Origin of the sequence: Rhodobacter lacus (genome assembly GCF_042683065.1) — a bacterium.
Taxonomy (GTDB): domain Bacteria; phylum Pseudomonadota; class Alphaproteobacteria; order Rhodobacterales; family Rhodobacteraceae; genus Rhodobacter; species Rhodobacter lacus.
Map to the genome: position 1 here is coordinate 93249 of NZ_JBHUIX010000002.1, position 24614 is coordinate 117862.

Consider the following 24614-nt stretch of genomic DNA (forward strand, 5'->3'; position numbering starts at 1 on the left):
GGAACTTCAAGCCTTCTTGCCGATCCGCGGTTCGGTTCCCGCGACGATGCGCAAGATATTGGCGCGGTGGCGCCAGAAGATCAAAACCGCCATCAGCGCGCAGATCGGCATCAACGCCTGATCGGAGAGCGCCCAGGCGAGCGGCACGGAGGCCGCCGCGGCAAAGAGTGCCGAGGCGGACGAGATCCGCCCGACCACCGCCGCCAGAAGCCAGGCACCGCAGGCCGCGAGGCCCAGCACCCAATGCAGCGCGATCAGCGTGCCAAGGAAGGTTGCAACCCCCTTGCCGCCCTTGAACTTCAGCCAGACCGGATAAAGATGGCCGAGAAACGCCGCCCCCCCGGCGACAATCGCCGCTGTTTCGCTGCCAAGGATCAGCCGCGCGAGCAGCACCGCGACCGCCCCCTTGGCGCCATCAAGCACCAGCGTTGCCGCCGCGGCCGCCTTGTTGCCGGTGCGCAGCACATTGGTGGCGCCGATATTGCCCGAGCCGATCTGGCGCAGATCGCCCAGCCCCATGAGCTTCGTGATGACCACGCCAAAAGGCACCGAGCCGAGCAGATAGCCCAAGCCCGCCACCGCCAAAAGGAGCGCGGCTCCCGCGTGCAGATCTGCCATTACTCCCCCGAGTCCTGCGCCACCTGCCCGAAAACCTGCACCCCGGCGACGAAAGTGGCAAGCACCTTCCCGCTCATTTTTGCGCCGTCAAAGGGGGTGTTCTTGGATTTCGAGGCGAGCTGGAAGCGGTCCAGAACAAAGGGCGCATCCGGGTCAAAGAGCACGAGATCTGCTGGCGCGCCCTCACAGATACGGCCCTGCGGCAGCCCGAGCAGCCGCGCCGGGTTGAGCGCCAGGGCGCGGAAAATCTGCGACAGCGAGAGGCTTCCTGCGTGATAAAGCCGCAGCGCCGCGGGGAACAGCGTTTCCAGCCCGACCGCGCCCGCCGCCGCCTCCTCGAAGGGCAGCCGTTTGCTCTCTTCATCCGCCGGCGTGTGCATCGAACAGATGATGTCGATGGCGCCGGAGGCCACCGCCTCGACCATGGCGCGGCGGTCATCCTCGCTGCGCAAGGGCGGCGTGAGCTTGAAGAAGGTGCGGTAATCGCCCACGTCGAATTCGTTCAGCGTCAGGTGATGCACCGAGACGCCCGCGGTCACCGCAAGCCCTGCCGCGCGGGCGCGCGCCAGCGCAGGCAGCGCGCGGGCGGTGGTGATCTGGTCGGCGTGGTAGCGCACCCCGGTCACCTCGACGAGCGCGAGATCGCGGTCGAGCCCCATCTGTTCGGCAATCGGGCTGACGCCGGGCAGGCCGCGCAGGCTTGCGAATTTCCCCGAGGTAGCGGCGGCGCCCTGCGAGAGGCCCGGCTCCTGCGGATGGCCGATCACCAGCGCGCCAAGGCTCTTGGCATAGGTGAAGGCGCGGCTGAGCACCTTGGTATCGGTGGTGACATGGAACACGTCGGAAAAGGCGACGGCGCCCGCATCCATCAGAAAGCCGATCTCGGTCATCTCGCGGCCCTCGCGGCCCTTGGTCAGCGCGGCCATGTGGCGGATGCGCACCGGCACCTCGGCGGCGCGGCGGGTGACGAATTCGAGCATCTCGGGCGTGTCGATGGCGGGCAGCGTATCGGGCCGCGCGATCATCGTGGTGACGCCGCCGCGCGCCGCCGCCTGCCCCGCGGTGCGGAAGCTCTCGCGGTGGCGCTCGCCCGGCTCGCCGATCTTCACGCCGATGTCGATGATGCCCGGCGCCAGGCATTTGCCGCCGCAGTCGATCACCTCGGCTCCGGCGGGGGCCTGCATCTGCCCGATCGCCGCGATGATACCACCGTCGATCACGAGATTCGCGGTGGTTTCCCCCTCGGCTTCGGGGTCGATCAGCCGGGCATCTTGCAAAAACAGCGTCATTCGCGCGCATCCCTTGCATGTTTGAGGAGCGCGAAAACCTCCGGCGCTCCGATGATATCGAAAAAGCCGACCGGCTCGATCTCGGCCTCCTTGCCGCGCCCCGTGGTGCGGCTGGCAAAGATCACGTCGCCGGCCTTGTCTCCGCCCTGAAGCGCGATCTCCATGCCCGCGCGGATCGGCCAGCTCTCAAGCACCCGGCCCTTCGCCCAATGGCGCCGCGCGATATAGGCGGCGCGGTCGGAGAGGGTAAAGAACGTGTCGTTGCGCCGCATCCGCTCATCAAGAAGCGTCACGACAAGCGCCGCGATGCCAAGGAGGCAAAGCACGAGCCCGACCAGCCAGAACAGGCTCCCCTCGCGGGCCGCAGCAAGGCTGAGTGCGCCGCCGATGCCGCAAAAGCCAAGCGCAAACACGACGCCAGCCACCAGCTTGCCCCAGCGGATGCGGCGGATCGGCTGTCCGCGCCACAAGATCTGCTCGCCGGGCTGCAGGATGCCGTCCCAGCCCGCGGGCCCCTGCACGGCAGGGGCGGGCATCGGCGGCGGCGGCTCGGAAAGCCGCACCGGTGCGGCCTGTGCGGCAGCCTCCCGCTCGGCCCGGGTGGGGGCGCGGGGTGGTCTCATCGGCGGCTCCGGGCACGGGCGGCGCGCGCCGCCTCGATTGCGGCCATCACCGGCGCCGCCTCGGCCAGATGCCGGATCAGGTGCTTGTCACCCGCTTTCGTGACGATCTGCACATCGCCCATCAGCGCGCGCACGGTCTCGATTTCGAGCAGCATCACCTGCCGCCCCTGCGGGCCGATCAGGCGCCGGTCGGTCAGCTGCCAGCGCCGGGCAAAGGCTTCGGAGCGGAAATAAAGCGCGCGGAGCGCCATGCCGACGAGGATCGCAATCACCGCGACCAGCACCTGATCGAGCTTGCCAAGCCAGATCAGCACCGCAGAGACGAGCACCGCGCCCAGCCCGCCAAGAACGAGATGGTCCATCCAGTAGCGGCGCAGATCGGGGCCGAACACGTCAGAGACGGTCTCGCCCGGCTCAAGGGGCAGTTCGCTTTCTGCGCCGGGGCGATAGTTCAGAACCGGATCGCGCCGCATCTCAGACATCGACCGCCTCCGAAAGCGCGGCCCGGCCCCGCTCTGCGCGCAGGTTCTGTGCCAAGAGATCCATCACCGCCATGCGCACCGCCACGCCCATCTCCACCTGCTCCTGAATCACCGAGCGGTGGATGTCGTCGGCAATCGTGCCGTCGATCTCCACGCCGCGGTTCATCGGCCCGGGGTGCATGACAATCGCATCCTCTTTCGCAAAGCTCAGCTTTTCCGCATCAAGCCCGTAGCGGTGGAAATATTCGCGCTCCGAGGGGATGAAGCCGCCGTCCATCCGCTCGCGTTGGAGCCGCAGCATCATCACCACATCGGCGTCGCGCAGCCCCTCGCGCATATCTTGATAGACCTCGGCGCCGATCTGATCGAAGCCCGAGGGCATCAGCGTCGGCGGGCCGATCAGGCGCACCCGGTTTTCCATCTTGCCAAGCAAAAGCAGGTTCGAGCGCGCCACCCGGCTATGAGCGACATCGCCGCAAATCGCCACGGTCAGCCGCTGAATCCGGCCCTTGGCGCGGCGAATCGTGAGCGCATCGAGCAGCGCCTGAGTCGGGTGCTCGTGCTTGCCGTCGCCCGCGTTCACCACCGCGCAATTGACCTTTTGCGCGAGCAGATCGACCGCGCCCGAAGCGCCGTGCCGCACCACCAGAAGGTCGGGATGCATCGCATTGAGCGTCAGCGCCGTGTCGATCAGCGTTTCGCCCTTTTTCACGCTCGAGGTTTGCATCGACATGTTCATCACATCGGCGCCGAGCCGCTTGCCGGCCAGCTCGAAGCTCGACTGCGTGCGCGTCGAGTTCTCGAAGAACATGTTGATCTGCGTCATCCCCTCCAGCGCATCGGTGCGCTTCACCGTGCGGCGGTTGAGGTCGACATAGCGGTCGGCGAGGTCGAGGACGGTGCGGATATCCTCGGGGGAGAGATGCTCGATCCCCAGAAGATGGCGGGCGCGGAAAGCCATGACTTCCTCCGATGTTGTCGGGCTGCTTATGGCAAAAGGGGGGGCGTGCGTCCAGCGGCTTTGACCGGGTCGGGCCGCCGTGCGATAGAGAGCCATGCAGACTCACCCGCCCCCAGATGCAGCCCATGCAGGCCCCCCCGAGATCGGCTTCGAGGCCGCGCTCGCGGCGCTGGAGTGGATGCTGGAACTTGGTGTGTGCGAGCCGGTGGGCGATGCGCCGGTCAATGCCTATGATCTGCCCGAGCGGCTGGCGATGCCCGAACGCGCCATGCCCGCGCCGCAACCGCGCGCAGAGCGCCCGCAGCCGCCGGTGCGGATCGTGGCCGCCGAAGGGCCGGACCCGGTCGCCGTGGCGCAGCAGGCCGCGGCAAAGGCCACCACGCTTGAGGAGCTGCGCGCCGCAATCGAGAGCTATGATCTCTGCCCGCTCAAGCAGGGCGCGCGCAACACCGTCTTTGCCGATGGCACCGCCAAGGCGCGGGTGATGCTGATCGGCGAGGCGCCCGGGCGAGACGAAGACCTGCAGGGCAAGCCCTTCGTGGGCCGCGCCGGGCAATTGCTGGACCGGATGCTGGCCGCGGTAGACCTCGCGCGCACCGCCCCGGACCCGGCGCGCGCGGTCTATATTGCGAATGTGCTGCCCTGGCGCCCGCCGGGCAACCGTGATCCGGAGCCGGCCGAGATTGCGCAGATGCTGCCGTTTCTGGCCCGGCACGTCGCGCTTGTCGATCCCGACCTGATCGTCTTGATGGGCAATACCGCCTGCGCCGCGGCCCTGGGCACGCGCGGCATCACCCGGTTGCGCGGCACCTGGACCGAGGCCTTTGGCCGCCCGGCCCTGCCCACGTTGCACCCGGCAAACCTGTTGCGCACGCCTGCCAACAAGCGCCTCGTCTGGGCCGATCTGCTGAGCCTGCGCGCGCGGCTGGAATAACGGGCCCGGCCCGTTTTCAATGATTAGAGTTCCATGAATTCTTCGTGATATGCGACGGGATCACGCGGAGCGCCCGTATCTCTCATGCAAAAGCTTGTGAAATTCGACCGCCTTCCTACTTTCGTGCAATGCCCAAGCGGCCCCAGCCAGAGACTGCAGGACCCTGACATGCGTTTTCTCGTTCGATCTCTTACCGGGCTTTTCCTTGCCGCGCTCGCGCTGGCGCTGCTGGCGGTGGGAGGGGTCACGATGAAATCGGCCCTTGATGCCCGCGCCAAGGCGCCGGGGCGCCTGCATGCGAGCCAGGAGCGGGTCTTTGCGGCCAATGTGGTGACGCTCGATTTCGGCACCCGGCGCCCGGTTCTGACCGCCTATGGCGACTTGCGCACGCTGCGCGAGCTTGAGATCCGCGCCCCCGCGGCGGGCACGCTTCTCGCCCTGTCGCCCAATTTCGTTGAAGGCGGCGCGGTCGAGGCGGGCGAGCTCCTGGTGCAACTCGACCCGGCCGAAGCGCGGGCAGCACGCGATTCCGCGCGCGCCTCGAAAGCCGAGGCCGACTCCGCGCTTGCGCTGGCCGGGCGCACACTTGATCTCGCCGGGGGCGATCTGGCCGCCGCGCAACGGCAGGCAGAATTGCGCAAAGCGGCGCTGGAACGCGCCCGCTCGATTGGCGCGCGCGGCTTTGGCGCCACTGCCGATATCGAAACCGCAGAACTCGCGCTCTCTTCCGCCGAGCAGGCCGTGCTGACGAAACGCTCCGCCCTCTCCTCTGCCGAGGCCGGGCTCGATCAGGCAAAAAATGCGCTGCGTCGCGCCGAGATTGCGCTCTCGGAGGCGGAACGGAAGCTCGCGGAAACCGAGATCAGGGCCGATTTTGCGGGCCAGCTGTCGGGCGTGAGCACGGTCGCGGGGCGGCCCGTCTCCAACAACGAGATCCTCGCCACGCTGATCGACCCGGTCACGCTTGAGGTCGCGTTCCGCCTGTCGACCGCGCAATATGTGCGCCTCACCGATCCCGAGGGGCGGCTGATGCCCTTGCCCGCCGAGGTCTCGCTCGACCTCGGTGAGCGGCGGATCACCGTGCCGGCCCGCCTTGCGCGTGCCGGGGCGGCGGTGTCCGAGGGGCAGGCGGGGCGGCTCGTCTTTGCCCGGCTCGAAGCGGTGCGGGGCCTCAAGGCGGGCGATTTCGTGACGGTCGCGCTTGAGATGCCGGCCCTTGAGGCGGTGGCACTGCTGCCTGCCGCCGCCGTGGGGGCCGATGGCAAGGTGCTGATGCTCGACGCAGAGGAGCGGCTTCGTGCGGTGCCGGTGCAGGTGGTGCACCGGCAGGGCGACGATGTGCTGATCCGCGCGGCAGAGCTTGCGAGCGGGCAGGAAGTGGTGGCCGAGCGCACGCCGCTTCTGGGCGAGGGGCTGAAGCTCCGGCCGCTGCGCCGCGATGCCAGCGGGGCGCCGGTCGCGCCGGCGAAGGCGGCCGATGTGGTGCTTGATGAGGCGCGGCGCGCAAGGTTGATCGCCGCGGTCGAGCGCAACACGCGCATGGGGGCCGAGGCCAAGGCGCGGCTGCTCGCGCAACTCCATCAGGAGGCAGTGCCCGCCGAGGTGGTCGCGCGGATCGAAGCGCGGATGGGGGGCTGAGCGATGACCATGCCCCCCCCCGCGACCGACGGCCCGCAGACCTCTGCCGCCGTTGCGGCCCATGCCGAGGGCGACTTTGCCCGCCCCGGCGAGGCGCTCCCAAAACCACACGGGATCATTGCCCTATTCACCCGTCACCGCACCCTCGCCAACCTGCTCCTTGTGGTGCTGCTGCTCGCAGGCGCGGTCACGCTGCCAAAGATGCGCGCGCAGTTCTTCCCCGACTCGGTCGAGGAGACCGTCACCGTCTCGGTGGTCTGGGAGGGCGCGGGCGCGGAAGAGATCGACCGCGCCATCGTGCAGGTGCTCGAACCCTCGCTGATCGCCGTCGAGGGGGTGTCGGAATCGGAGAGCCGCTCGATCGAGGGCGCGGCGCGGATCACCCTCACCTTTGAAGATGGCTGGGACATGAGCCGCGCCGTTTCCGAGGTGGAGCAGGCGGTCAATACCGCGGGCGATCTGCCCGAGGCCTCGGAGGAACCCGAGATCAAGCGCGGCGCCTGGCGCGACACGGTGACGGATGTGGTGATCACCGGGCCGCTCTCGCCCGAGCAGATCGGGCGTCTCGCTGATGAGCTTGTCACCCGGCTCTATGCGGAGGGGGTGACGCGCACCACGATTCAAGGCTTCCTCGCGCCGCAAACGGTGGTGGACCTGCCCACCGTGCAGATGATGCGCCACAATGTGACGCTGACGGAGATTGCCGCGGTGATCGGCGCCGAGGCCGCCACCTCGCCTGCGGGCGATGTGGCCAATGGCGCCCAGCGCGTGCGGGTCGGCGAGGAGCGGCGCGAGGCGCGCACCATTTCCGAGCTAGTGCTGCGCGAGGAGGAGGACGGCTCCTTGCTGCGCGTGGGCGATGTGGCCCGGGTGCGCGTTGAGGGCGGCAACCGGGAGCGCGCCTATTACGTGGGCGACAATCCGGCGATTTCGATCAACGTCGGGCGCTCTGCCGAGGGCGATGCGATCGCGCTGCAGCACAAGGTCGAGGATATCGTGGCGCAGATGCGCCCGACCCTGCCCGCAGCCACCTCGATGGACCTGATCCGCTCGCGCTCGGAGGCGATTCAGGCGCGGCTCGACCTCTTGATGCGCAACGGCACGCAGGGCCTTGTGCTGGTGGTGGTTCTGCTCTTTCTCTTTCTCAATGCGCGCACCGCGTTTTGGGTGGCGATGGGCATTCCCACCGCCATCGCGGCGGCGCTTTTTGCGATGTATCTCGCCGGCATGACGCTCAACATGATCTCGATTTTCGCGCTGATCCTGACGCTCGGGATCGTCGTTGACGATGCGATCGTGGTGGGCGAGCACGCCGATTTCCGCGCCCGCGCGCTGGGCGAGCATCCGGTGCTGGCCGCCGAACAGGGCGCGCGGCGCATGCTCGCACCGGTGATGGCCTCTTCGCTCACCTCGATCATCGCCTTTGGCGGGCTCACCATGATGGGCGGGCCGATGGGGCGGATGGTCTCCGACATCCCCTGGACGGTGATCGCGGTGCTCTCTGCCTCGCTCGTCGAATGCTTCCTGATCCTGCCCAACCACATGGCCCATGCGCTCGCCCATACCGCCAAGGAACGCTGGTATGACTGGCCCTCGCGCAAGGTGAACGCCGGGCTTGACTGGTTCCGGCTGCAGATCATGCGGCCCTTCGTGCGCATGGTGCTGGTGGCGCGCTATACCGTGCTGGCGGGCGCCATTTCGCTGATGCTCGCCGCGGTCGCGCTCGTCGTTGGCGGCGCGGTGCAATGGCGGTTCTTCAGCCCGCCCGAACAATCCATGGTGTCAGCCGCCTTCTCCATGCTCGCGGGCGCCAAGCGCGAAGATACGCTCGCGCAGATGCGTGCCCTGCAAGCCGCCGCCGAACAGGTGGGCGCCGGCTACGAGCAGGAATACGGCACCAATCCGGTGACCTATGTGGTGGCCCAGATCGGCGGCGCGGTCGGCCGCTCGCTCGCCTCGGCCGACGGCAAGGATGCCGATCTTCTTGGCGCGATCACCATTGAATTGATTGATCAGGATTACCGCAGCTATTCCTCAGCCGATTTTCTGGCCCGGTTCGAGGCCGCGGCGGAAAAGCATCCGCTGATCGAGGAGCTGAGCTTCCGCTCCTTCTACTCCGGCCCCTCGTCGGACGGCATCTCGGTGAAATTCGCCGATGCCGAGAGCCGGGTGCTGAAAGACGCGGCAGAGGATCTCAAGCTCGCGCTTGCCGCCTTCCCCGAGGTTTCCGCGCTTGAAGACAATCTCGCCTATGACAAGGAAGAGCTGATCCTCGACCTCACCCCGCAGGGGGCCGCGCTCGGCTTTGACATCGACATGCTCGCGCGCGAATTGCGCGCCCGGCTCAACGGCATTGAGGCCGCAACCTTCCCCGATGGCACGCGCGAGGCGGCAATCCGCGTGGAGATGCCGGAGGAAGAGCTGACCGCCGATTTTCTTGAACGCATGCAGATGCGCACGCCCGCAGGCGCTTGGGTGCCACTCTCCGACATCGTCTCGGCGCGCACCAGCATCGGCTTTTCAACGATCCGGCGCGAGGATGGCGTGCGCTCGGTCGAGGTGACGGGGAACATTTCGGAGGACAATGCCGAGCGCGCCAACGAGATCGAGCGGCAGATGACACAGGTGATCTTGCCGCGCATCGCCGAGGAATATGGCGTGAGCTGGAGCCTTGGCGGCGCCGCCGAGCGCGAACGCGAGTTCATGGGCGATGCGATGCTCGGGCTCACCCTCGTGCTGATCGGCATCTACATCTGCCTCGCCTGGATCTTCTCGTCCTGGACCCGGCCTCTGGTGGTGATGTCGGTGATTCCGTTCGGGCTGATCGGCGCCTTCTGGGGCCATTGGCACTGGGGGGTGCCGCTGTCGATGTTCTCCATCGTCGGGCTGATCGGCATGACCGGGATCATCATCAACGACGCGATCGTGCTGATCTCGACCATCGACGAATACGCCACGCGGCGCGGGCTGCGCCCGGCGATTGTCGATGCGGTGGCCGACCGGCTGCGCCCGGTGATGCTGACCACGCTGACAACGGTGCTGGGCCTCGGGCCACTCCTTTACGAGCGCTCATCCTCGGCGCTGTTCCTCAAGCCGACGGTGATCACGCTGGTCTACGGGCTGGGCTTTGGCATGGTGATCGTGCTGATCGTGGTGCCCGCGGCGCTCGCGGTGGGCGAGGATTTTGGCCGCGCACTGCGGGCGCTGCGCCGCGGCCTCAGGGCCGGGCATGGCGCCGGGCGGCGGCTGCGCACGGTTTTGGGCGCGGCCACGGCCATTGTGGCGCTCGCTTTTGCCGCAACGCTGGGCCGCGCGCTCTGGGCGGGCACGGGCACAATGTCGGCGCTGGGCCTGTTTGTCGGGATCGCCCTTGTGGTGACACTGGCCGCCGGGGCCCTTGCGCCGCGGCTGTTGCGCGGGGCTGGCCGGGCCGCGGCGGAGTAACGCTCAAGGGGCGGGGCAACCGTCGATCTGGACCGCGCCCGCGGCGCTCACCACCGTGATGCGCAGATCGCCCTGATCAAGCGGGAAGGGCGTGCCGCTCTCGGGCACGAATTCGGCGCTTGCCATCAGCATCGGCCCCTCGCGATGCTGCAGCGTGTCAGAGACCCACATCGGGGTCGATGCAAGCTCGAACAGCGCCACCTCGCCGGGCATCGGCGGCAGCGCGATGGCGGCCTTCACCCGCATCCCGTCCCGGATCGGCTCAACGTGGCAGCGCGCGTGATCGGCGATCCGGCGCGGCGCGGTGGCCATCGCCGCGGCGATCACCGGATCGGGCGCCCCCGGGCCCTCAAGACGCGCGGAGAGATCAAGGTGAACCGGCACGCAAATCTCGTGGCAGATGCCGAAATCGAGATCTGCGCGCAGCGTCACCGGCGCGGCGGCATCCTTGGGCGTGACCCGGAGCGGCAGCACCAGCCCGTCATGATAGCCCACCGTGCGGATGCCGTTTTGCTCAAACACATCCGGCGCGGGCCAGACGAGGCTCACCCCGGCAAGGTTTTCCGACCCTTCAAAGCGCAGGATCGGCGGCACCCCGGCCTCACCGGGCACCCGCCAATAGGTCTTCCAGCCCGGCGCAAGCCGCAGTTGCACGGCGGCCACCCGCGTGCCATCGGGCGCGCTCCAGCCCGGCCGGATCTCGGCGCCCAGAAGCCCGGGCTGCAGCATGGCCTCCTGCGCGCAAAGCGGCAGGGCGGCGGCAAGAAGGGCAGGAAGGGCTGTGAGGATCGGTCGCATGTCTTCCGATAGCCGCTCTGCGCCGCTCGCACCAAGTCACAAAAGCGCCAAGCACGCGGGGCATGCGCCTTGCGTGGCGGCTTTGCCGCAACCGGGGCTTGATTGCAGCCCCCCCGCGCGCCACCTTTGAGGGGAGAACCGCGGCAGGGAGACGAAGATGGATCTGACCGGAAAACTTCTGATCGCCATGCCCGGCATGGAAGACCCGCGGTTCGAGCATTCGGTGGTGGTGATCTGCGCCCATTCGCCCGAGGGCGCGATGGGGCTCATCGTCAACAAGCCGGTGCCGGAGCCGGACCTTGGCGGGCTTTTTGCGCAGATCGGCATTCCGCTCACCGCGGGCGGGCGGGCGGCGGCGCCGATCCTGTTTGGCGGGCCGGTGGAAACGGGGCGGGGCTTCGTGCTGCATTCAGCCGATTGGTTCGCCGCCACCATGCCCGTGGGGGAGGGGCTGGCGATGACCGCGACACGCGACATTCTCGAGGAATGGGGGGCCGGGCGCGGCCCGGCGCAGGCGATGCTGATGCTCGGGTATGCAGGGTGGGGGCCGGGCCAGCTGGAGCGGGAAATCCTCGCCAATGGCTGGCTGATCGGCGAGGGCGACCCGGCACTTGCGCTTGATGGCGCGCATGCCACCAAATGGGCGCGCGCGCTTGGCGCGATGGGGGTGGACCCGCGCTCGCTCTCGGCTGCCGCGGGGCACGCCTGAGGCGGCTCAGCCCGGCGGGCGGATCTGCGGCGCCGCAGCGATCACCAGCGCATCAAGCCCCGTGCCCCCTGCGGCAATATGGGTGAGCAGCGCGGCGCGCATCGGCGCGGCCCAGCTTTCCGATATATGCGCCGCGACCGCCTCGGCCTGATCGCCGCGTTGCACCGCAAAGAACGCGGCAATCTGGTTTGCCATTCGGATCAGTTTTTCTTCGCTCATGCCGCGCCCTCCCCGGCTGCGCAAAAAAGGACCGGGCCCTCCGGCCCCCGCGCGATCAGCGCAAGCCCCGCGGCCCGCGCCTCTTCCACCGCAAGCGCCGTCGGGCTTGAGGCGCCAATCAGCGCGCCTGCCCCGATCATCGCCGCCTTCTGCACCAGATCGACCGAGATCCGCGAGGTCATCACCACCGCACCGGTTCCCGCATCGAGATCTGCCCGTGCCAGCGCGCCCGCCAGCTTGTCGAGCGCATTGTGCCGCCCCACATCCTCGCGGCAGAGCACCAGCCGCCCCGCGCACCAAAACCCGGCCGCATGGCTCGCGCGCACCCGATCGTGCAAGGGCTGCGCCGCCCGCAAGCCCGCAAGGGCCGCCTTGGCAAGGGCGGCGGGGGCGCCGAGCGCCAGTGTGGCGCCCCCGCCGCGGGGCGCGCGCGGCAGCGGGCGGAGCGCCTCGGAGAGGCTCTCGATGCCGCAAAGCCCGCAGCCTACCGGCCCCGCCATCGCCCGGCGCCGGGCGGTGAATTGCGCCGCCGCCGGAGCGGCAAGCCAGCCGCGCAGCTCGATGCCGCGGGGCTGCATCACCCGTTCGCTGCGCACAATCTCCCCCGGCGCGGCAATCAGCCCCTCGGTCAGCGCGAAGCCGAGCTGAAAATCGTCAAGATCCGCGGGCGTCGCCATCATGACCGCCTGCGTCACGCCTTCAAAGACAAGCGCGACCGGCACCTCTTGCGCGAGCACCGCCGCCCCTGCGGGCAGCTCGACCAACACGGCACCGGTCGGCAGGCTCATTCCGCCGCCTCGATCCGCCGCGCCGCCGCCGTTTGCGCCGCGTAATCCTCTTGCCAGCTCGAAGGGCCGTTCGATGCCGCGACCTGCACCGCCGTCACCTTGTATTCCGGGCAGTTCGTGGCCCAGTCGGAATTGTCGGTGGTGACGACATTCGCCTGCGTGTCGGGGTGGTGGAAGGTGGTGTAGACCACACCGGGAGAGACCCGGTCGGTGATGGTGGCGCGCAGGCTCGTTTCACCCGCGCGCGAGCTGAGCCGCACCCAGTCCCCCTCGCGCAGGCCCCGCACCTCGGCATCGGCGGGGTGGATCTCCAGCCGGTCTTCGTCGTGCCAGAGCTGGTTGTCGGTGCGCCGGGTCTGGGCGCCGACGTTATACTGGCTCAAAATCCGCCCGGTGGTGAGCAAAAGCGGGAAGCGCGCGCCGGTGCGCTCTTCGGTCGGCAGATAAGCGGTGCGGATGAACCGGCCCTTGCCGCGGACAAAGCCATCGACATGCATGATCGGCGAGCCCTCGGGGGCGGTTTCGTTGCAGGGCCATTGTACCGAGCCCCGCGCATCGAGAAGATCATAGCTCACCGAGGCAAAGCCCGGTGTCGTCGCCGCGATCTCGTCCATGATTTCGGAGGGGTGGGTGTAGCCCCAATCCGCCCCCATCGCATTGGCCAAAAGCTGCGTCACCTCCCAATCGGCATAGCCGGCCTTCGGGCGCATCACGCGCCGCACCCGGTTGATGCGCCGCTCGGCATTGGTGAAGGTGCCGTCCTTCTCAAGGAAGGTGGAGCCCGGCAGGAACACATGGGCGTAATTCGCGGTCTCGTTGAGGAACAGATCCTGCACGATCACGCACTCCATCGCCGCAAGCCCGGCGGCCACATGGCGGGTGTCGGGGTCGGATTGCAGGATGTCCTCGCCCTGAATGTAAAGCGCCTTGAAGCGCCCCGCGACCGCGGCATCGAGCATATTGGGGATGCGCAGCCCCGGCTCGGAGGAAAGCTCCACCCCCCAGGCCTTTTCGAACACCGCCCGCGCGAGGTCATCGGCCACGTGGCGATAGCCCGGAAGCTCATGCGGGAAAGAGCCCATGTCGCACGAGCCCTGCACGTTGTTTTGCCCCCGGAGCGGGTTTACCCCCACGCCCGGGCGGCCAATGTTGCCCGTCATCATCGCAAGGTTGGCAATGGCGATAACCGTGGTCGAGCCTTGGGAATGTTCAGTCACCCCGAGCCCGTAATAGATCGCGGCATTGGGCGCGGCGGCATAGGCGCGCGCGGCCGCGCGGATCGTTTCGGCCCTCACCCCGGTCAACGGCTCAACGGCTTCCGGCGCGTAATCGGGGCTCGCCACAAACTCGGCATAATCCGCCCATTCCTCCGCGTCGCAGCGCGCCGCGATAAAGGCGGCGTCATAAAGCCCCTCGGTCACGATCACATGCGCCATCGCCACCAGCACCGCCACGTTCGTGCCGGGCCGCAGCGGCAGATGCCAGCTCTCCCCCAGATGCGGGGTCTCCAGCAGGTCGATGCGGCGCGGGTCGAGCACGATCAGCTTGGCGCCCGCGCGCAACCGCTTGCGCAGCCGCGAGGCAAAGACCGGGTGGCCATCGGTCGGGTTGGCGCCGATCACCAGCGCCAGATCCGTCGCCTCGACCGAATCAAAATCCTGCGTGCCCGCAGAGGTGCCAAAGGTCTGCTTGAGCCCGTAGCCGGTGGGCGAATGGCAGACCCGCGCGCAGGTATCGGTGTTGTTGGTGCCAAAGACCGCGCGGGCAAGCTTTTGCACCAGATAGGTTTCCTCATTGGTGCAGCGCGAGGAGGTGATCACGCCCAGAGCATCCGGCCCGTGGGTGTCGCGCGCTGCGGTAAGACGCGCGGCGGTGAACGCCAGCGCCTCTTCCCAGCTCACCTCGCGCCAGGGCTCAGAGACGCGCTCGCGGATCATCGGATGCACAATCCGGTCGCGGTGGGTGGCGTAGCCATAGGCAAAGCGCCCCTTCACGCAGCTGTGGCCGCGGTTGGCGCCGCCGCCCTTGAAGGGCACCATCCGCACCAGTTCCTCGCCGCGCATCTGCGCCTCGAAGCTGCAGCCGACCCCGCAATACGCGCAGGTGGTGACCACGCTGCGCTCGGGCGTGCCGATCGCCTCGACCGATTTTTCGATCAGCGTTGCGGTGGGGCAGGCCTGCACGCAGGCGCCACAGCTGACGCAATCCGATTGCATGAAGCTCTCGGCGGCGGGTGAGATCCGGGCCTCAAACCCCCGCCCCTCGATTGTCAGGGCAAACGTTCCCTGCACCTCCTCGCAGGCCCGCACGCAGCGCATGCAGACAATGCATTTGGCCGGGTCGTAGCTGAAATAGGGGTTCGAGGTATCTTTCGGGATGTAGCGCGGGTTGGGCCCCATGCCCTCGCGCGGGCGAAAATGGGTCTCGACGGGCTGATACCGCACCTCGCGCAGGCCCACGGCCCCCGCCATGTCCTGCAATTCGCAATCGCCATTGGCGGCGCAGGTGAGGCAGTCGAGCGGGTGGTCGGAGATATAAAGCTCCATCACGCCGCGGCGGAGTTTTTGCAGCTTGGACGTCTGGGTCTGCACCTGCATGCCCTCGGCCACCGGGGTGGTGCAGGAGGAGGGGGTGCCGCGCATCCCCTCGATCTCCACCATGCACAGACGGCACGAGCCCACGGGCTCCACGCTGTCGGTCGCGCAAAGCTTCGGGATCGTCACGCCCGCCTCGGCGGCGGCGCGCATCACCGAGGTGCCCGCGGGCACGGTGATGGCAATTCCGTCCACCGTCAGGGTGACGGGCGCACCTTGCCGCGCGGGGGTGCCCATGTCCTTCGTCCACTCCAGCGGCGGGATGATCAGGTCTTTCATTCGGCAGCCTCCCGGAACACAGGGAAATCGTCAGGAAAATGGCGCAGCGCAGAGAGCACCGGATAGGGGGTGAAGCCGCCCAGCGCGCAGAGCGAGCCGAGCTTCATCGTCTCGCAGAGGTCTTCGAGAAGCGGCAGGGCCGCCGCGTCGCCCGCGCCGATCCGGTCCAGCGTTTCCACGCCGCGCACCGCGCCGATGCGGCAGGGCGTGCAGGTGCCGCAGCTTTCGATGGCGCAAAATTCCATCGCGAAACGCGCGAGTTTGAGCATGTCGGCGCTTTCGTCATGCACCACAAGCCCGGCGTGGCCCACAAGCCCGCCCTGCCCCGAGAAGCACTCATAGCAGAACGGCAGGTCAAAATCCGAAATCGGGTGATAGGCGCCCAATGGGCCGCCCACCTGCACCGCTTTTACTGCTCGCCCCGAGGCTGTGCCGCCGCAGATGTCCATCACGAGTTGGCCCAGCGTGATGCCGAAGCCGGTTTCATAAAGCCCGCCGTATTTGACGTTGCCACCGATCTGCAGCGGGATCGTGCCGCGCGAGCGGTCCATGCCAAAGCTTTGATAGGCGGCGCCACCATGCGCCAAAATCCACGGCACCGCGGCGAGGGAGAGGAGGTTGTTCACCACCGTGGGCTGGCCGAAAAGCCCCTTGAGCGCCGGAAGCGGGGGCTTGGCGCGCACCGTGCCGCGCTTGCCCTCGATCGAGTTCAGCATCGCGGTTTCTTCGCCGCAGACATAGGCGCCCGCGCCCACCCGCACCTCAAGCGCGAAGCCGGCCTCTGCCAGCACGCCCGCAGCCTCCGCCCGCGCGATCGCGGCGCGCATCATGGTGATCGCATCCGGGTATTCGGAGCGGATATAGACATAGCCCTGCGTGGCGCCCACGGCATGGCCCGCAATCGCCATGCCCTCGATCAGGCAGTAAGGGTCGCCCTCGATCAGCATCCGGTCGGCAAAAGACCCGCTGTCGCCCTCGTCGACGTTGCAGACAATGTATTTCTGCGCTGCTTCCGCCCCCAGAACGGTGCGCCATTTGATCCCGGTCGGAAAGCCCGCACCGCCGCGACCGCGCAGGCCGGAGGCGAGGATCTCTTCCACCACCTCCGCCGGGCGCATCGCAAGCGCCTTGCGCAGCCCGACCCAGCCGCCCTCGGCTGCGTAGTGCTCCAGGCTCAGAGGTTCGATCCGGCCGCAGCGGGCAAAGGTGAGCCGGGTCTGGCTTTTGAAGAACGGGATTTCTTCCACCAGGCCCAGCGCTTTGGGGTGGCTTTCGGGGGTGTCGAAGAGCGCGGGCACATCGGCGGGCGTCATCGGGCCAAAACCGATCCGGCCCGCGGGGGTCTCGATCTCCAGAAGCGGCTCAAGCCAGCTCATGCCGCGGGTGCCGTTGCGGCACAGCGTGATCTCCACGCCCCTCCGGGCGGCCTCCATCATGAGCGCCACCGCAACCTCTTCTGCGCCGCAAGCCTTCGCGCTTGCATCCAGCGGAAGCCAGACCTTCATCCTCGCACCTCGCGCGCAATCGTCTCAACCGCGCCCACGTCGAGCCGCCCCACCAGCCGGTCATCCACCATTGCGGCGGGGGCACAGGCGCACAGCCCAAGGCAATAGACCGCCTCCAGCGTGACATCGTTTTTCGTTTCGCCGAGCTTGAGACCCAATGCGGCCTCCAGCCGGGCCTGAACCGATTCTCCGCCCATCGCCTGACAGGCCTCGGCGCGGCACAGCTTGATCACATGCCGCCCCGCGGGCGCGCGGCGAAAGTCGTGGTAAAAGCCCAGGACCCCAGCCACCTCGGCGCGGCTGAGCCGCAGCGCCGAGGCAATCGGCGCCAGCGAAGCTTCCGGGATATGCCCGAATTCGGCCTGCACATCGTGCAGGATCGGCAGAAGCGCCCCCTCCCGGCCAGCATGGGCCGCGAGGATGGCGCCAAGACGCGCAAGATCGGTCATCATGTCCTCCCTGACAGGATGGTGCGGCGAAGCGCCGCGCATGGCAATGCGATTTCCGACACAAGAGCGGTCGGAAGCGAAACAGGGCATGCCGAATTTCCCGTGCAGGGGCGCTTGTCGCTTTGGCGCGCAGCGCCTACATCGAGCCCATGACCCTGCCGCGCCTCGCCTTGCCCGCCCGCTTGAAACGCCCGCCGAAAGTGGCGGTGATCCGCCTCAACGGGGCGATTGGCGCCGTGCGTCCGGGCGCGTCCGGGCTCTCGGATGCCACGCTCGCGCCGCTGATCGAGCGCGCCTTCACCAAGGGCAAGCCGGTCGCCGTGGCGCTGATCGTCAATTCGCCCGGCGGCTCGCCGGTGCAATCCTCGCTGATCGCCGCGCGAATCCGCCATTTCGCCAAGAAGACCGGCCTGCCCGTCCATGCCTTTGTCGAGGATGTGGCGGCCTCGGGCGGCTATTGGCTTGCCTGTGCCGCCGATGACATCTGGGCCGATCCGGCCTCGATCGTCGGCTCGATCGGGGTGATCTCGGCAGGATTCGGCTTTGCCGATCTGATCGCGCGCCATGGCATTGAACGGCGCGTTCATACCGCGGGCACGTCAAAAAGCACGCTCGACCCGTTCCGCCCCGAAAAGGCCGAAGATGTCGCCCGGCTTGAGGCGCTGCTCGACGACATCCATCAGGGGTTCAAGGATTGGGTCCGCACCCGCCGCGGCGACAGGCTGACGAAGGACAAGGATCTGTTCACCGGGGAGTTCTGGACCGGCACCCGCGCGCTGGAGCACGGGCTTGTCGACGGGCTTGCCCATCCGCTGGAGAAACTGCGCGCGCTCTACGGCGAAAAGGTGAAACTGGTGGCCTATGGCCAGCGCCGCTCACTGTTGCGCCGCTTCGGGGTGAGCCTTTCCGCCGAGGCGCTCGTAAGCGCCGCAGAGGAACGCGCGCTCTGGGCGCGGTTTGGATTGTGAGCCGATGATGATCAAGATCATGTCGCTGTTCCTGATCGTGATGGTCGGGCTGGCGCTGTTCGGGCGGCTGAGGTTGCCCGGCCCGAAGCGCCCGGCGCGCCATCGCACCTGCCCGCGCTGCGGCCGCCCGCAGATCGGCCCCGGCCCCTGCCCCTGCACGAACAACGGAGAGGCCTGAGTGCTGATTGATCTTGTCAAGATTGCACTTGGCCTCGTTTTGTTGCTGCTCGCGGGCGATGTTCTGGTCAAGGGCGCGGTGGCGCTCGCCCTGCGCCTTGGCATCCCCTCGCTGATTGTCGGGCTCACGGTGGTGGCCTTCGGCACTTCCGCGCCCGAACTGCTGGTCTCGGTCAATGCCGCGCTGGCCGGTCAACCCGGCATCGCGCTTGGCAATGTGGTCGGCTCCAACATCGTCAACATGCTGGTGATCCTTGGCCTTCCCGCCTTGATCTCGGTGATCCACGCCAGCCAGATCGACACGCGGCGCAGCTATGCGATGATGCTCGCCGCCTCCGCGCTGCTGATCGGGCTGGCCTTCATGGGCACGATCGGGCGCTGGCAAGGGCTGGTGCTTCTGGGCGCGCTGGTGCTGATTTTGGCCGACAATCTGCGCTCGGCACGGGCGCACCGCAATGCCCGCGCGGCCGAAGAGGAAGATCTCGGCGACCCGCATATGCCCTGGGTGAAGATTTCCGGCTTCATCGGCCTCGGGCTTCTGGGCCTCGCCTTTGGTGCGGATCTGCTGGTTGATGGCGCGGTGGCGGTGGCCCGCATCGCGGGGCTCAGTGAAACCGTGATCGGGCTCACGCTCGTGGCCATTGGCACGTCGCTGCCCGAGCTTGTCACCTCGGTCATGGCGGCGCTGCGCAAACAGGCCGATGTGGCTCTGGGCAATGTGATTGGCTCGAACATCTTCAACATCGCCGCGATCCTCGGCACCACGGCGGTGATCGCGCCGCTGCCCGTGCCCGCGGAAATGCTGCAATTCGACCTTTGGGTGATGCTGGCGGCGGCCCTGACGCTCGCGCCTTTCGTGGTTTTGCGCAAGGACATCGGGCGGCTTTCGGGCCTTGTTTTGCTGGTGCTCTACCTCCTTTATATGGGGGTGTTGCTGTGGGGGGGCATTGGCGCATGAGCGTGATCTGCACAGACCTGCCCGAACGCTGGCGCGCCGGGATCGAGGCCGCGCTGGCGGCGGCAAGCCCCGCGATCACGGCAACAGACGTGCTGCTTTTGGGCGGCGCGGATGCGGGCGCGGCGCGCGCGCATATCGCGGCCTTTGCGGCGAAAGCTCCGGCCGCCGCAACCGAGGGGCAGGACCGGCTCGCCCGGGCGCAAGTGATCTGGATTCTACCGGAGGATGCAGAAAGCACCTTGGCCGGAGCACTGCGTCAGGCGGCAAGAGACCATGCGCCAGACCTGCGCATAAATGGCATCGTCCTCGGCCCCGTGCATCCGCAGCCCGAACCCTGGCAGGCGGCATGGGCGCCGGCGCAGGCGCCCTGCCCCGCCCGGCCCGCACCGGAAGCGCTTGCACAGGCCCTGACTTACCTGCTTGGCCTGCCTTCCGTGACGGGGCAAATTCTGCACACGCACTCGCCTTTAAGGTGAATCCGCAAAGCGGGAAAAATGTTGAACCATGCCAAGTTGTCCACGCTGCGCAAAACTGTAAGGAAAGGGTTACAAATCTCTTAATCCTTTCAGGGACTTGCCTTAAACTAATTATTTTTTCGTTTATTTTCTTATACTTGCCGCACCGCTTAAAACTTGTGCAACTCGATGAATTTGTCGTGAATCAAGGGAATTTCGCGACTCGCAAAACTTTCCCAACAAGTTTATCCACAGATTCAGTGGACAGCTTTCCCCTTGAACTCGCCGCCGGAAGGTTGCAGCCAGAACGAGAATCATGACGCGACCATGACTGATCCTGACCCCGCCCTCGATCCCGCCCCGGAGCTTGCCGCCACAACGCACGAACCGCGCTTGAAGGGGCATGCCCTGATCGCCGATTACGTCACCCGGCTGGATGGCTCGCCCGGCGTGTACCGGATGCTGAACGCAAGCCAGGAGGTGCTTTACGTCGGCAAGGCGCGCAACCTGAAGGCGCGCGTGTCGAACTATGCTCGCCCCTCCGGGCATTCGGCGCGGATCGCGCGGATGATCCATGAAACCGCCTACATGATGTTCCTGACCACGCGCACCGAGACCGAGGCGCTGCTTTTGGAACAGAACCTGATCAAGCAGCTCAAGCCGCGCTACAACGTGCTGTTACGGGACGACAAGAGCTTTCCCTATATCCTGATCGCGCAGGATCACCCGTTCCCGATGATCCGCAAGCATCGCGGGGCGCGCAGCGTGAAAGGCGCCTATTTCGGCCCCTTCGCCTCGGCCTCGGCGGTAAACCGCACGCTCAACCATCTGGAACGCGCCTTCCAGCTTCGCAACTGCTCGGATGCGATGTTCGGCGCGCGCACACGCCCCTGCCTGCAATATCAGATCAAGCGCTGCTCGGCGCCCTGCACCGGCAAGATTTCCGAGGCGGATTACGCCCGCACCGTCGCCGATGCGCAGCGCTTCCTTGAGGGGAAATCCTCAAGCATCCAGCAGGATCTGGCCGCCGAAATGATGGCCGCCTCCGAGGCGCTCGAATTCGAGCGCGCGGCGGCCTTGCGCGACCGGATCGGCGCGCTCACCACGGTGCAGCAAAGCCAGGGCATCAACCCGCGCGGCGTGGCCGAGGCGGATGTGATCGCGGTGCATATGGAGGGCGGGCAGGCCTGCGTGCAGGTGTTTTTCATCCGCGCGCATCAAAGCTGGGGCAACCACGACTTTTACCCCCGCACCGGGGCGGGGGCAGAAGAGGCCGAGGTGCTCGAGGCCTTTCTCGGCCAGTTCTACGATGCCAAGGAACCGCCAAAAACGATCCTGCTGTCGCATGCGATCGAGGATGCCGATCTGATGGAGGATCTGTTGGCCACGCGCGCCGGGCACCGGGTCGAGCTTCTGGTCCCCAAGCGCGGTGAAAAGGCGGAACTGGTGGAGAACGCGCTCAGAAATGCGCGCGAAAGCCTTGGGCGCAAAATGTCGGAATCCGCCGCGCAGGCCAAACTGCTCGCGGGCGTGGCCGCGGCCTTTGATCTGCCCGCCCCGCCGCGGCGCATCGAGATCTATGACAACTCCCATATTCAGGGCGCCCATGCGGTGGGCGGCATGGTGGTGGCGGGCCCCGAAGGGCTGATGAAATCGGCCTATCGCAAGTTCAACATCAAGAACACGGAACTCACTCCGGGCGACGATTTCGGCATGATGAAAGAGGTGCTCACGCGCCGGTTCGAGCGGCTGTTGCGCGAAGACCCGGAGCGCAAGAGCGATGCGTGGCCGGACCTTTTGCTGATTGACGGCGGCGCCGGGCAGGTTTCGGCGGTGCATGAAATCATGGTCGCGCTCGGGGTGGAAGATGTGCCGATGGTGGGCGTGGCCAAGGGCATCGACCGCGACCTCGGCAAGGAGGAATTCCACCGCATCGGCAAGCGCCCGATCGCGCTGCCCCGGCAAGACCCGGTGCTGTATTACATCCAGCGGCTGCGCGACGAGGCACACCGCTGGGCGATCGGCGCGCATCGCGCCAAGCGCGCCAAGGCGACGATGGCCAACCCGCTCGACGAGATCCCCGGCATCGGCGCCACCCGCAAGCGCGCGCTTCTTGCGCATTTCGGCTCGGCCAAGGCCGTGAGCCGCGCCGGGCAGAATGATCTGATGGAAGTGCCGGGCATTTCCGCCGCGATGGCCGAAACGATCTGGAACTTCTTCAATGACCGGGGTTGACGCAAGCCGCAGCCCAAAGTAGCGCCGCGCCATGACCGCCCTGCCGCCCAAACCCGCGCTGACCCGCCCCGAGGACCTTGTGCACGAGGGCCTCGTTGCCGAAGCTGATCTCGCCGCGCTCGCGCAGGTGGCCGAGAGCTTCCGCATGCGCCTCACCCCCGCGATGCACGCCGCCATCTCTGCCCCGGGAGACGCGGTCGCGGCACAATTCGTGCCCACGGCGGCGGAACTCACCACCCGCCCCGAAGAGCTTGTCGACCCGATCGGTGACGCCGCCCATGCGCCGGTTCCGGGCCTCACGCATCGCTACCCGGACCGCGCGATCCTGCACATCACCAAAACCTGCGATGTCTATTGCCGGTTCTGCTTTCGGCGCGAGACGGTGGGCGAAACGGGGCCGCTTGCCCCCGCCGCTCTGGATAAAGCCCTCGCCTATATCGCCGCCACGCCCACCTTGCGTGAGATCATCCTGACGGGTGGCGACCCGCTCACCCTCTCGGCCCGGCGGATCGCGGAGGTGCTTTCCCGCCTCTCGGCCATTCCCCATCTCACCACGCTGCGCATTCATTCCCGCGTGCCGGTGGTGGCGCCCGAACGCATCACCGAGAGCCTCGCCGGGATTTTGCGCGCCCCGCGCCCCGCGCTCTGGCTCGTGGTGCACACCAACCACGCGCAAGAACTCACCGCCCCCGCCCGCGCAGCGCTTGCCCGGCTGGCCGATGCAGGTGTGCCGCTCCTGTCCCAATCCGTCCTCCTCAAGGGAGTGAACGACACCCCTGAGGCGCTGCGCGCGCTCTTTGGCGCGCTGCAGGACAACCGCGTCAAACCCTATTATCTGCATCACTGTGACCTCGCGCCGGGCACATCGCATTTCCGCACCACCATCGCCGAGGGCCGCGCCCTGATGGCAAGCCTGCGCGGCCCCTTGAGCGGTGCGGCCCTGCCCACCTATGTGCTCGACATCCCCGGCGGCTTCGGCAAAGTGCCGGTCACGGCCGATCATTTCGCCCCGGGCGCGGGGCCGGGGCTGTGGCGCGTCACCGACTGGCAGGGCCGGGTTCACGATTACGCAGACCCGCAAAGCTGACTCAACTGTCCCCCCTTTTCCTTCGCTCCGGGCGGGGATAGGGTGCGCGCATGAGATGGACCCTGCCCAATATCCTCACTGTGCTCAGGCTTCTCGCCGCCCCCGGCGTGGCGGTGATGTTTCTCTATTTTCACCGTCCCTGGGCGGATTGGTTCGCGCTCACCCTCTTTATCGGCGCCGCAATCACCGACTGGTTTGATGGCTATCTGGCCCGCGCCTGGAGCCAGGAAAGCAAGTTCGGCGCGATGCTCGACCCGATTGCCGACAAGGCGATGGTGGTGATCGCGCTTGTCGTCATCACCGGCTATTCCGGCATGAACCCCTGGCTGATCCTGCCCGCCACGGTGATCCTGTTCCGCGAGGTCTTCGTTTCGGGGCTGCGCGAGTTCATTGGCGCCGATGCCGGCAAGCTCAAGGTCACGAAGCTTGCAAAATGGAAGACCACGGCGCAGATGGTGGCGATTGCCACGCTCTTTCTCGGCACCGGGCTCGATTACCTTGCCAAGGGCCGCGCGCCACGCGCCGGTGAGGGCGACCTGCCGCAGGGCCTCAGCCTCGCCGATATGGCCAACCATCTTGGGCTCGCGCTGATCTGGGTCGCGGCGATCCTGACCGCGATCACCGGCTGGGATTATTTCCGCAAGGCGCTCCCTTTCCTGCGCGAGCCGCATGATGGTTGAGGTGCTCTATTTCGCCTGGCTGCGCGAACGCGTGGGGGTGGCGCGTGAAAGCGTCGAGACCTCCGCCGTCTCGGTCGCCGATCTGGTGGAGGAGCTGAAGGCGCGCGACCCGCGCTATGCTGCCGCCTTTGGTGATACCTCCGTTGTGCGCGTCGCGCTCGATCAGGATCTGGCCGATATCTCCGCCCCGCTCGCGGGCGTGAAAGAAATCGCCTTCTTCCCGCCGATGACAGGGGGCTGAGGATGCGGATTTCGGTGCAGGAAGCGGTTTTCGACCCCGGCGCAGAGCTTTCGGGCTTTGGCGCGGGGCGCTCCGATGTGGGGGGGCTGGTGAGCTTCACCGGGCTCGTGCGCGATGATACCGGCACGCTTGAAGCGCTCGAGATCGAGCATTACCCGGGCATGACGGAACGCGCGATCACCGCGATGGTGGAAGAGGCGATCAGCCGCTGGGAACTCGCCGATGCGCTGGTGATCCACCGCTACGGGCGGCTTGCCGTGGGCGCGCCGATCATGATGGTCGCCACCGCGGCGCGCCACCGCGTGGCCGCTTTCGACGCCGCCGAATTCCTGATGGATTACCTGAAATCCCGCGCGCCCTTCTGGAAGAAGGAAGTAACGCGCGCGGGGGAGAGCTGGGTCGCAGCGAAGGATGCCGACGAAGAGGCCCTCAAGCGCTGGTAGCGGCGAGAACCTCAAACCGAGGCCCGATCTTCCCTTCGAC

The 24614-nt window shown here is 67.3% G+C and carries 24 protein-coding genes; 13 read left to right on the forward strand and 11 right to left on the reverse strand.

Features of this window, described 5'->3' with window-relative positions; genetic code table 11:
* Positions 1-6 precede the first annotated feature (6 nt).
* The 5 genes from plsY to ACFSM0_RS01205 are packed head-to-tail and all read right to left on the reverse strand — an operon-like array spanning position 7 to position 3973.
* Positions 7-618, reverse strand: a complete 612-nt coding sequence (gene plsY / locus ACFSM0_RS01185; RefSeq protein WP_377385940.1) for a glycerol-3-phosphate 1-O-acyltransferase PlsY — start codon at positions 616-618, stop codon at positions 7-9.
* Positions 618-1907, reverse strand: coding sequence for a dihydroorotase (gene pyrC / locus ACFSM0_RS01190; protein ID WP_377385942.1), 1290 nt, complete (start codon positions 1905-1907; stop codon positions 618-620). The genes plsY and pyrC overlap by 1 nt, the downstream gene beginning before the upstream one ends.
* Positions 1904-2530: a hypothetical protein gene (locus ACFSM0_RS01195; RefSeq protein WP_377385945.1), complete on the reverse strand. Its 627-nt coding sequence runs from the start codon at positions 2528-2530 to the stop codon at positions 1904-1906. Before ACFSM0_RS01195 ends, pyrC begins: the two co-directional genes overlap by 4 nt.
* On the reverse strand, positions 2527-3012 hold the full coding sequence (locus ACFSM0_RS01200) for a hypothetical protein (RefSeq protein ID WP_097068573.1): 486 nt from the start codon (positions 3010-3012) through the stop codon (positions 2527-2529). Before ACFSM0_RS01200 ends, ACFSM0_RS01195 begins: the two co-directional genes overlap by 4 nt.
* Positions 3005-3973, reverse strand: a complete 969-nt coding sequence (locus ACFSM0_RS01205; RefSeq protein WP_097068574.1) for an aspartate carbamoyltransferase catalytic subunit — start codon at positions 3971-3973, stop codon at positions 3005-3007. Before ACFSM0_RS01205 ends, ACFSM0_RS01200 begins: the two co-directional genes overlap by 8 nt.
* A 94-nt stretch (positions 3974-4067) precedes the next feature.
* Between ACFSM0_RS01205 and ACFSM0_RS01210 the strand changes: the two genes are divergently transcribed.
* The 3 genes from ACFSM0_RS01210 (at position 4068) to ACFSM0_RS01220 (ending at position 9989) form a co-directional block, all read left to right on the forward strand.
* Positions 4068-4907, forward strand: a complete 840-nt coding sequence (locus ACFSM0_RS01210; protein ID WP_377385948.1) for a uracil-DNA glycosylase — start codon at positions 4068-4070, stop codon at positions 4905-4907.
* Positions 4908-5075: 168 nt separating this feature from the next.
* A complete protein-coding gene (locus ACFSM0_RS01215) occupies positions 5076-6545 on the forward strand; it encodes an efflux RND transporter periplasmic adaptor subunit (RefSeq protein ID WP_377385951.1) in 1470 nt (489 codons plus the stop codon).
* 3 nt (positions 6546-6548) lie between these two features.
* Entirely contained in the window at positions 6549-9989 is a 3441-nt protein-coding gene (locus ACFSM0_RS01220) for an efflux RND transporter permease subunit (protein ID WP_377385953.1), read from the forward strand.
* Between the two features lie 3 nt (positions 9990-9992).
* Here the strand turns inward: ACFSM0_RS01220 and ACFSM0_RS01225 are convergent, their stop codons facing one another.
* The gene (locus ACFSM0_RS01225; protein ID WP_377385956.1) at positions 9993-10787 is read right to left on the reverse strand and encodes a protein-disulfide reductase DsbD domain-containing protein; all 795 of its coding nucleotides are present in this window, start codon (positions 10785-10787) and stop codon (positions 9993-9995) included.
* A gap of 157 nt (positions 10788-10944) precedes the next feature.
* Here ACFSM0_RS01225 and ACFSM0_RS01230 point away from each other — a divergent pair, with 157 nt between their 5' ends.
* Positions 10945-11496 (forward strand): YqgE/AlgH family protein, encoded by a 552-nt coding sequence (locus ACFSM0_RS01230; RefSeq protein ID WP_377385959.1) that lies wholly within the window; start codon positions 10945-10947, stop codon positions 11494-11496.
* 6 nt (positions 11497-11502) lie between these two features.
* Here the strand turns inward: ACFSM0_RS01230 and ACFSM0_RS01235 are convergent, their stop codons facing one another.
* From ACFSM0_RS01235 to ACFSM0_RS01255, 5 genes are read right to left on the reverse strand one after another with little or no spacing between them, the layout of a single operon-like run.
* Complete coding sequence (locus ACFSM0_RS01235; protein ID WP_377385962.1) at positions 11503-11715, reverse strand: formate dehydrogenase subunit delta; 213 nt, start codon at positions 11713-11715, stop codon at positions 11503-11505.
* Entirely contained in the window at positions 11712-12503 is a 792-nt protein-coding gene (locus ACFSM0_RS01240; protein ID WP_377385965.1) for a formate dehydrogenase accessory sulfurtransferase FdhD, read from the reverse strand. The genes ACFSM0_RS01235 and ACFSM0_RS01240 overlap by 4 nt, the downstream gene beginning before the upstream one ends.
* Positions 12500-15376, reverse strand: coding sequence for a formate dehydrogenase subunit alpha (gene fdhF, locus ACFSM0_RS01245; protein ID WP_377385968.1), 2877 nt, complete (start codon positions 15374-15376; stop codon positions 12500-12502). The genes ACFSM0_RS01240 and fdhF overlap by 4 nt, the downstream gene beginning before the upstream one ends.
* Positions 15373-16881 (reverse strand): formate dehydrogenase beta subunit, encoded by a 1509-nt coding sequence (locus ACFSM0_RS01250; RefSeq protein WP_377385971.1) that lies wholly within the window; start codon positions 16879-16881, stop codon positions 15373-15375. Before ACFSM0_RS01250 ends, fdhF begins: the two co-directional genes overlap by 4 nt.
* Positions 16878-17330, reverse strand: coding sequence for a formate dehydrogenase subunit gamma (locus ACFSM0_RS01255; RefSeq protein ID WP_377385973.1), 453 nt, complete (start codon positions 17328-17330; stop codon positions 16878-16880). The genes ACFSM0_RS01250 and ACFSM0_RS01255 overlap by 4 nt, the downstream gene beginning before the upstream one ends.
* Before the next feature lie 149 nt (positions 17331-17479).
* On the opposite strand from ACFSM0_RS01255, the gene ACFSM0_RS01260 reads away from it, so the two are divergent.
* From ACFSM0_RS01260 to ACFSM0_RS01300, 9 genes are all read left to right on the forward strand, one after another.
* Complete coding sequence (locus tag ACFSM0_RS01260) at positions 17480-18298, forward strand: S49 family peptidase (RefSeq protein WP_377385976.1); 819 nt, start codon at positions 17480-17482, stop codon at positions 18296-18298.
* A 4-nt stretch (positions 18299-18302) separates the two neighbouring features.
* Entirely contained in the window at positions 18303-18476 is a 174-nt protein-coding gene (locus tag ACFSM0_RS01265; RefSeq protein ID WP_377385978.1) for a hypothetical protein, read from the forward strand.
* Between the two features lie 6 nt (positions 18477-18482).
* Positions 18483-19433, forward strand: a complete 951-nt coding sequence (locus ACFSM0_RS01270; protein ID WP_377386172.1) for a calcium/sodium antiporter — start codon at positions 18483-18485, stop codon at positions 19431-19433.
* Positions 19430-19909, forward strand: a complete 480-nt coding sequence (locus ACFSM0_RS01275; RefSeq protein ID WP_377385980.1) for a Rossmann-fold NAD(P)-binding domain-containing protein — start codon at positions 19430-19432, stop codon at positions 19907-19909. The genes ACFSM0_RS01270 and ACFSM0_RS01275 overlap by 4 nt, the downstream gene beginning before the upstream one ends.
* A 438-nt stretch (positions 19910-20347) precedes the next feature.
* Positions 20348-22123, forward strand: coding sequence for an excinuclease ABC subunit UvrC (gene uvrC / locus ACFSM0_RS01280; RefSeq protein ID WP_377386174.1), 1776 nt, complete (start codon positions 20348-20350; stop codon positions 22121-22123).
* Between the two features lie 31 nt (positions 22124-22154).
* Positions 22155-23210, forward strand: coding sequence for a lysine-2,3-aminomutase-like protein (locus ACFSM0_RS01285; RefSeq protein WP_377385983.1), 1056 nt, complete (start codon positions 22155-22157; stop codon positions 23208-23210).
* 50 nt (positions 23211-23260) lie between these two features.
* Positions 23261-23890: a CDP-diacylglycerol--glycerol-3-phosphate 3-phosphatidyltransferase gene (gene pgsA / locus ACFSM0_RS01290; protein WP_097068587.1), complete on the forward strand. Its 630-nt coding sequence runs from the start codon at positions 23261-23263 to the stop codon at positions 23888-23890.
* A complete protein-coding gene (gene moaD / locus ACFSM0_RS01295; RefSeq protein ID WP_377386177.1) occupies positions 23883-24131 on the forward strand; it encodes a molybdopterin converting factor subunit 1 in 249 nt (82 codons plus the stop codon). Before pgsA ends, moaD begins: the two co-directional genes overlap by 8 nt.
* Before the next feature lie 2 nt (positions 24132-24133).
* Positions 24134-24574: a molybdenum cofactor biosynthesis protein MoaE gene (locus ACFSM0_RS01300; RefSeq protein WP_377385987.1), complete on the forward strand. Its 441-nt coding sequence runs from the start codon at positions 24134-24136 to the stop codon at positions 24572-24574.
* The last annotated feature ends 40 nt before the right edge of the window (positions 24575-24614 follow it).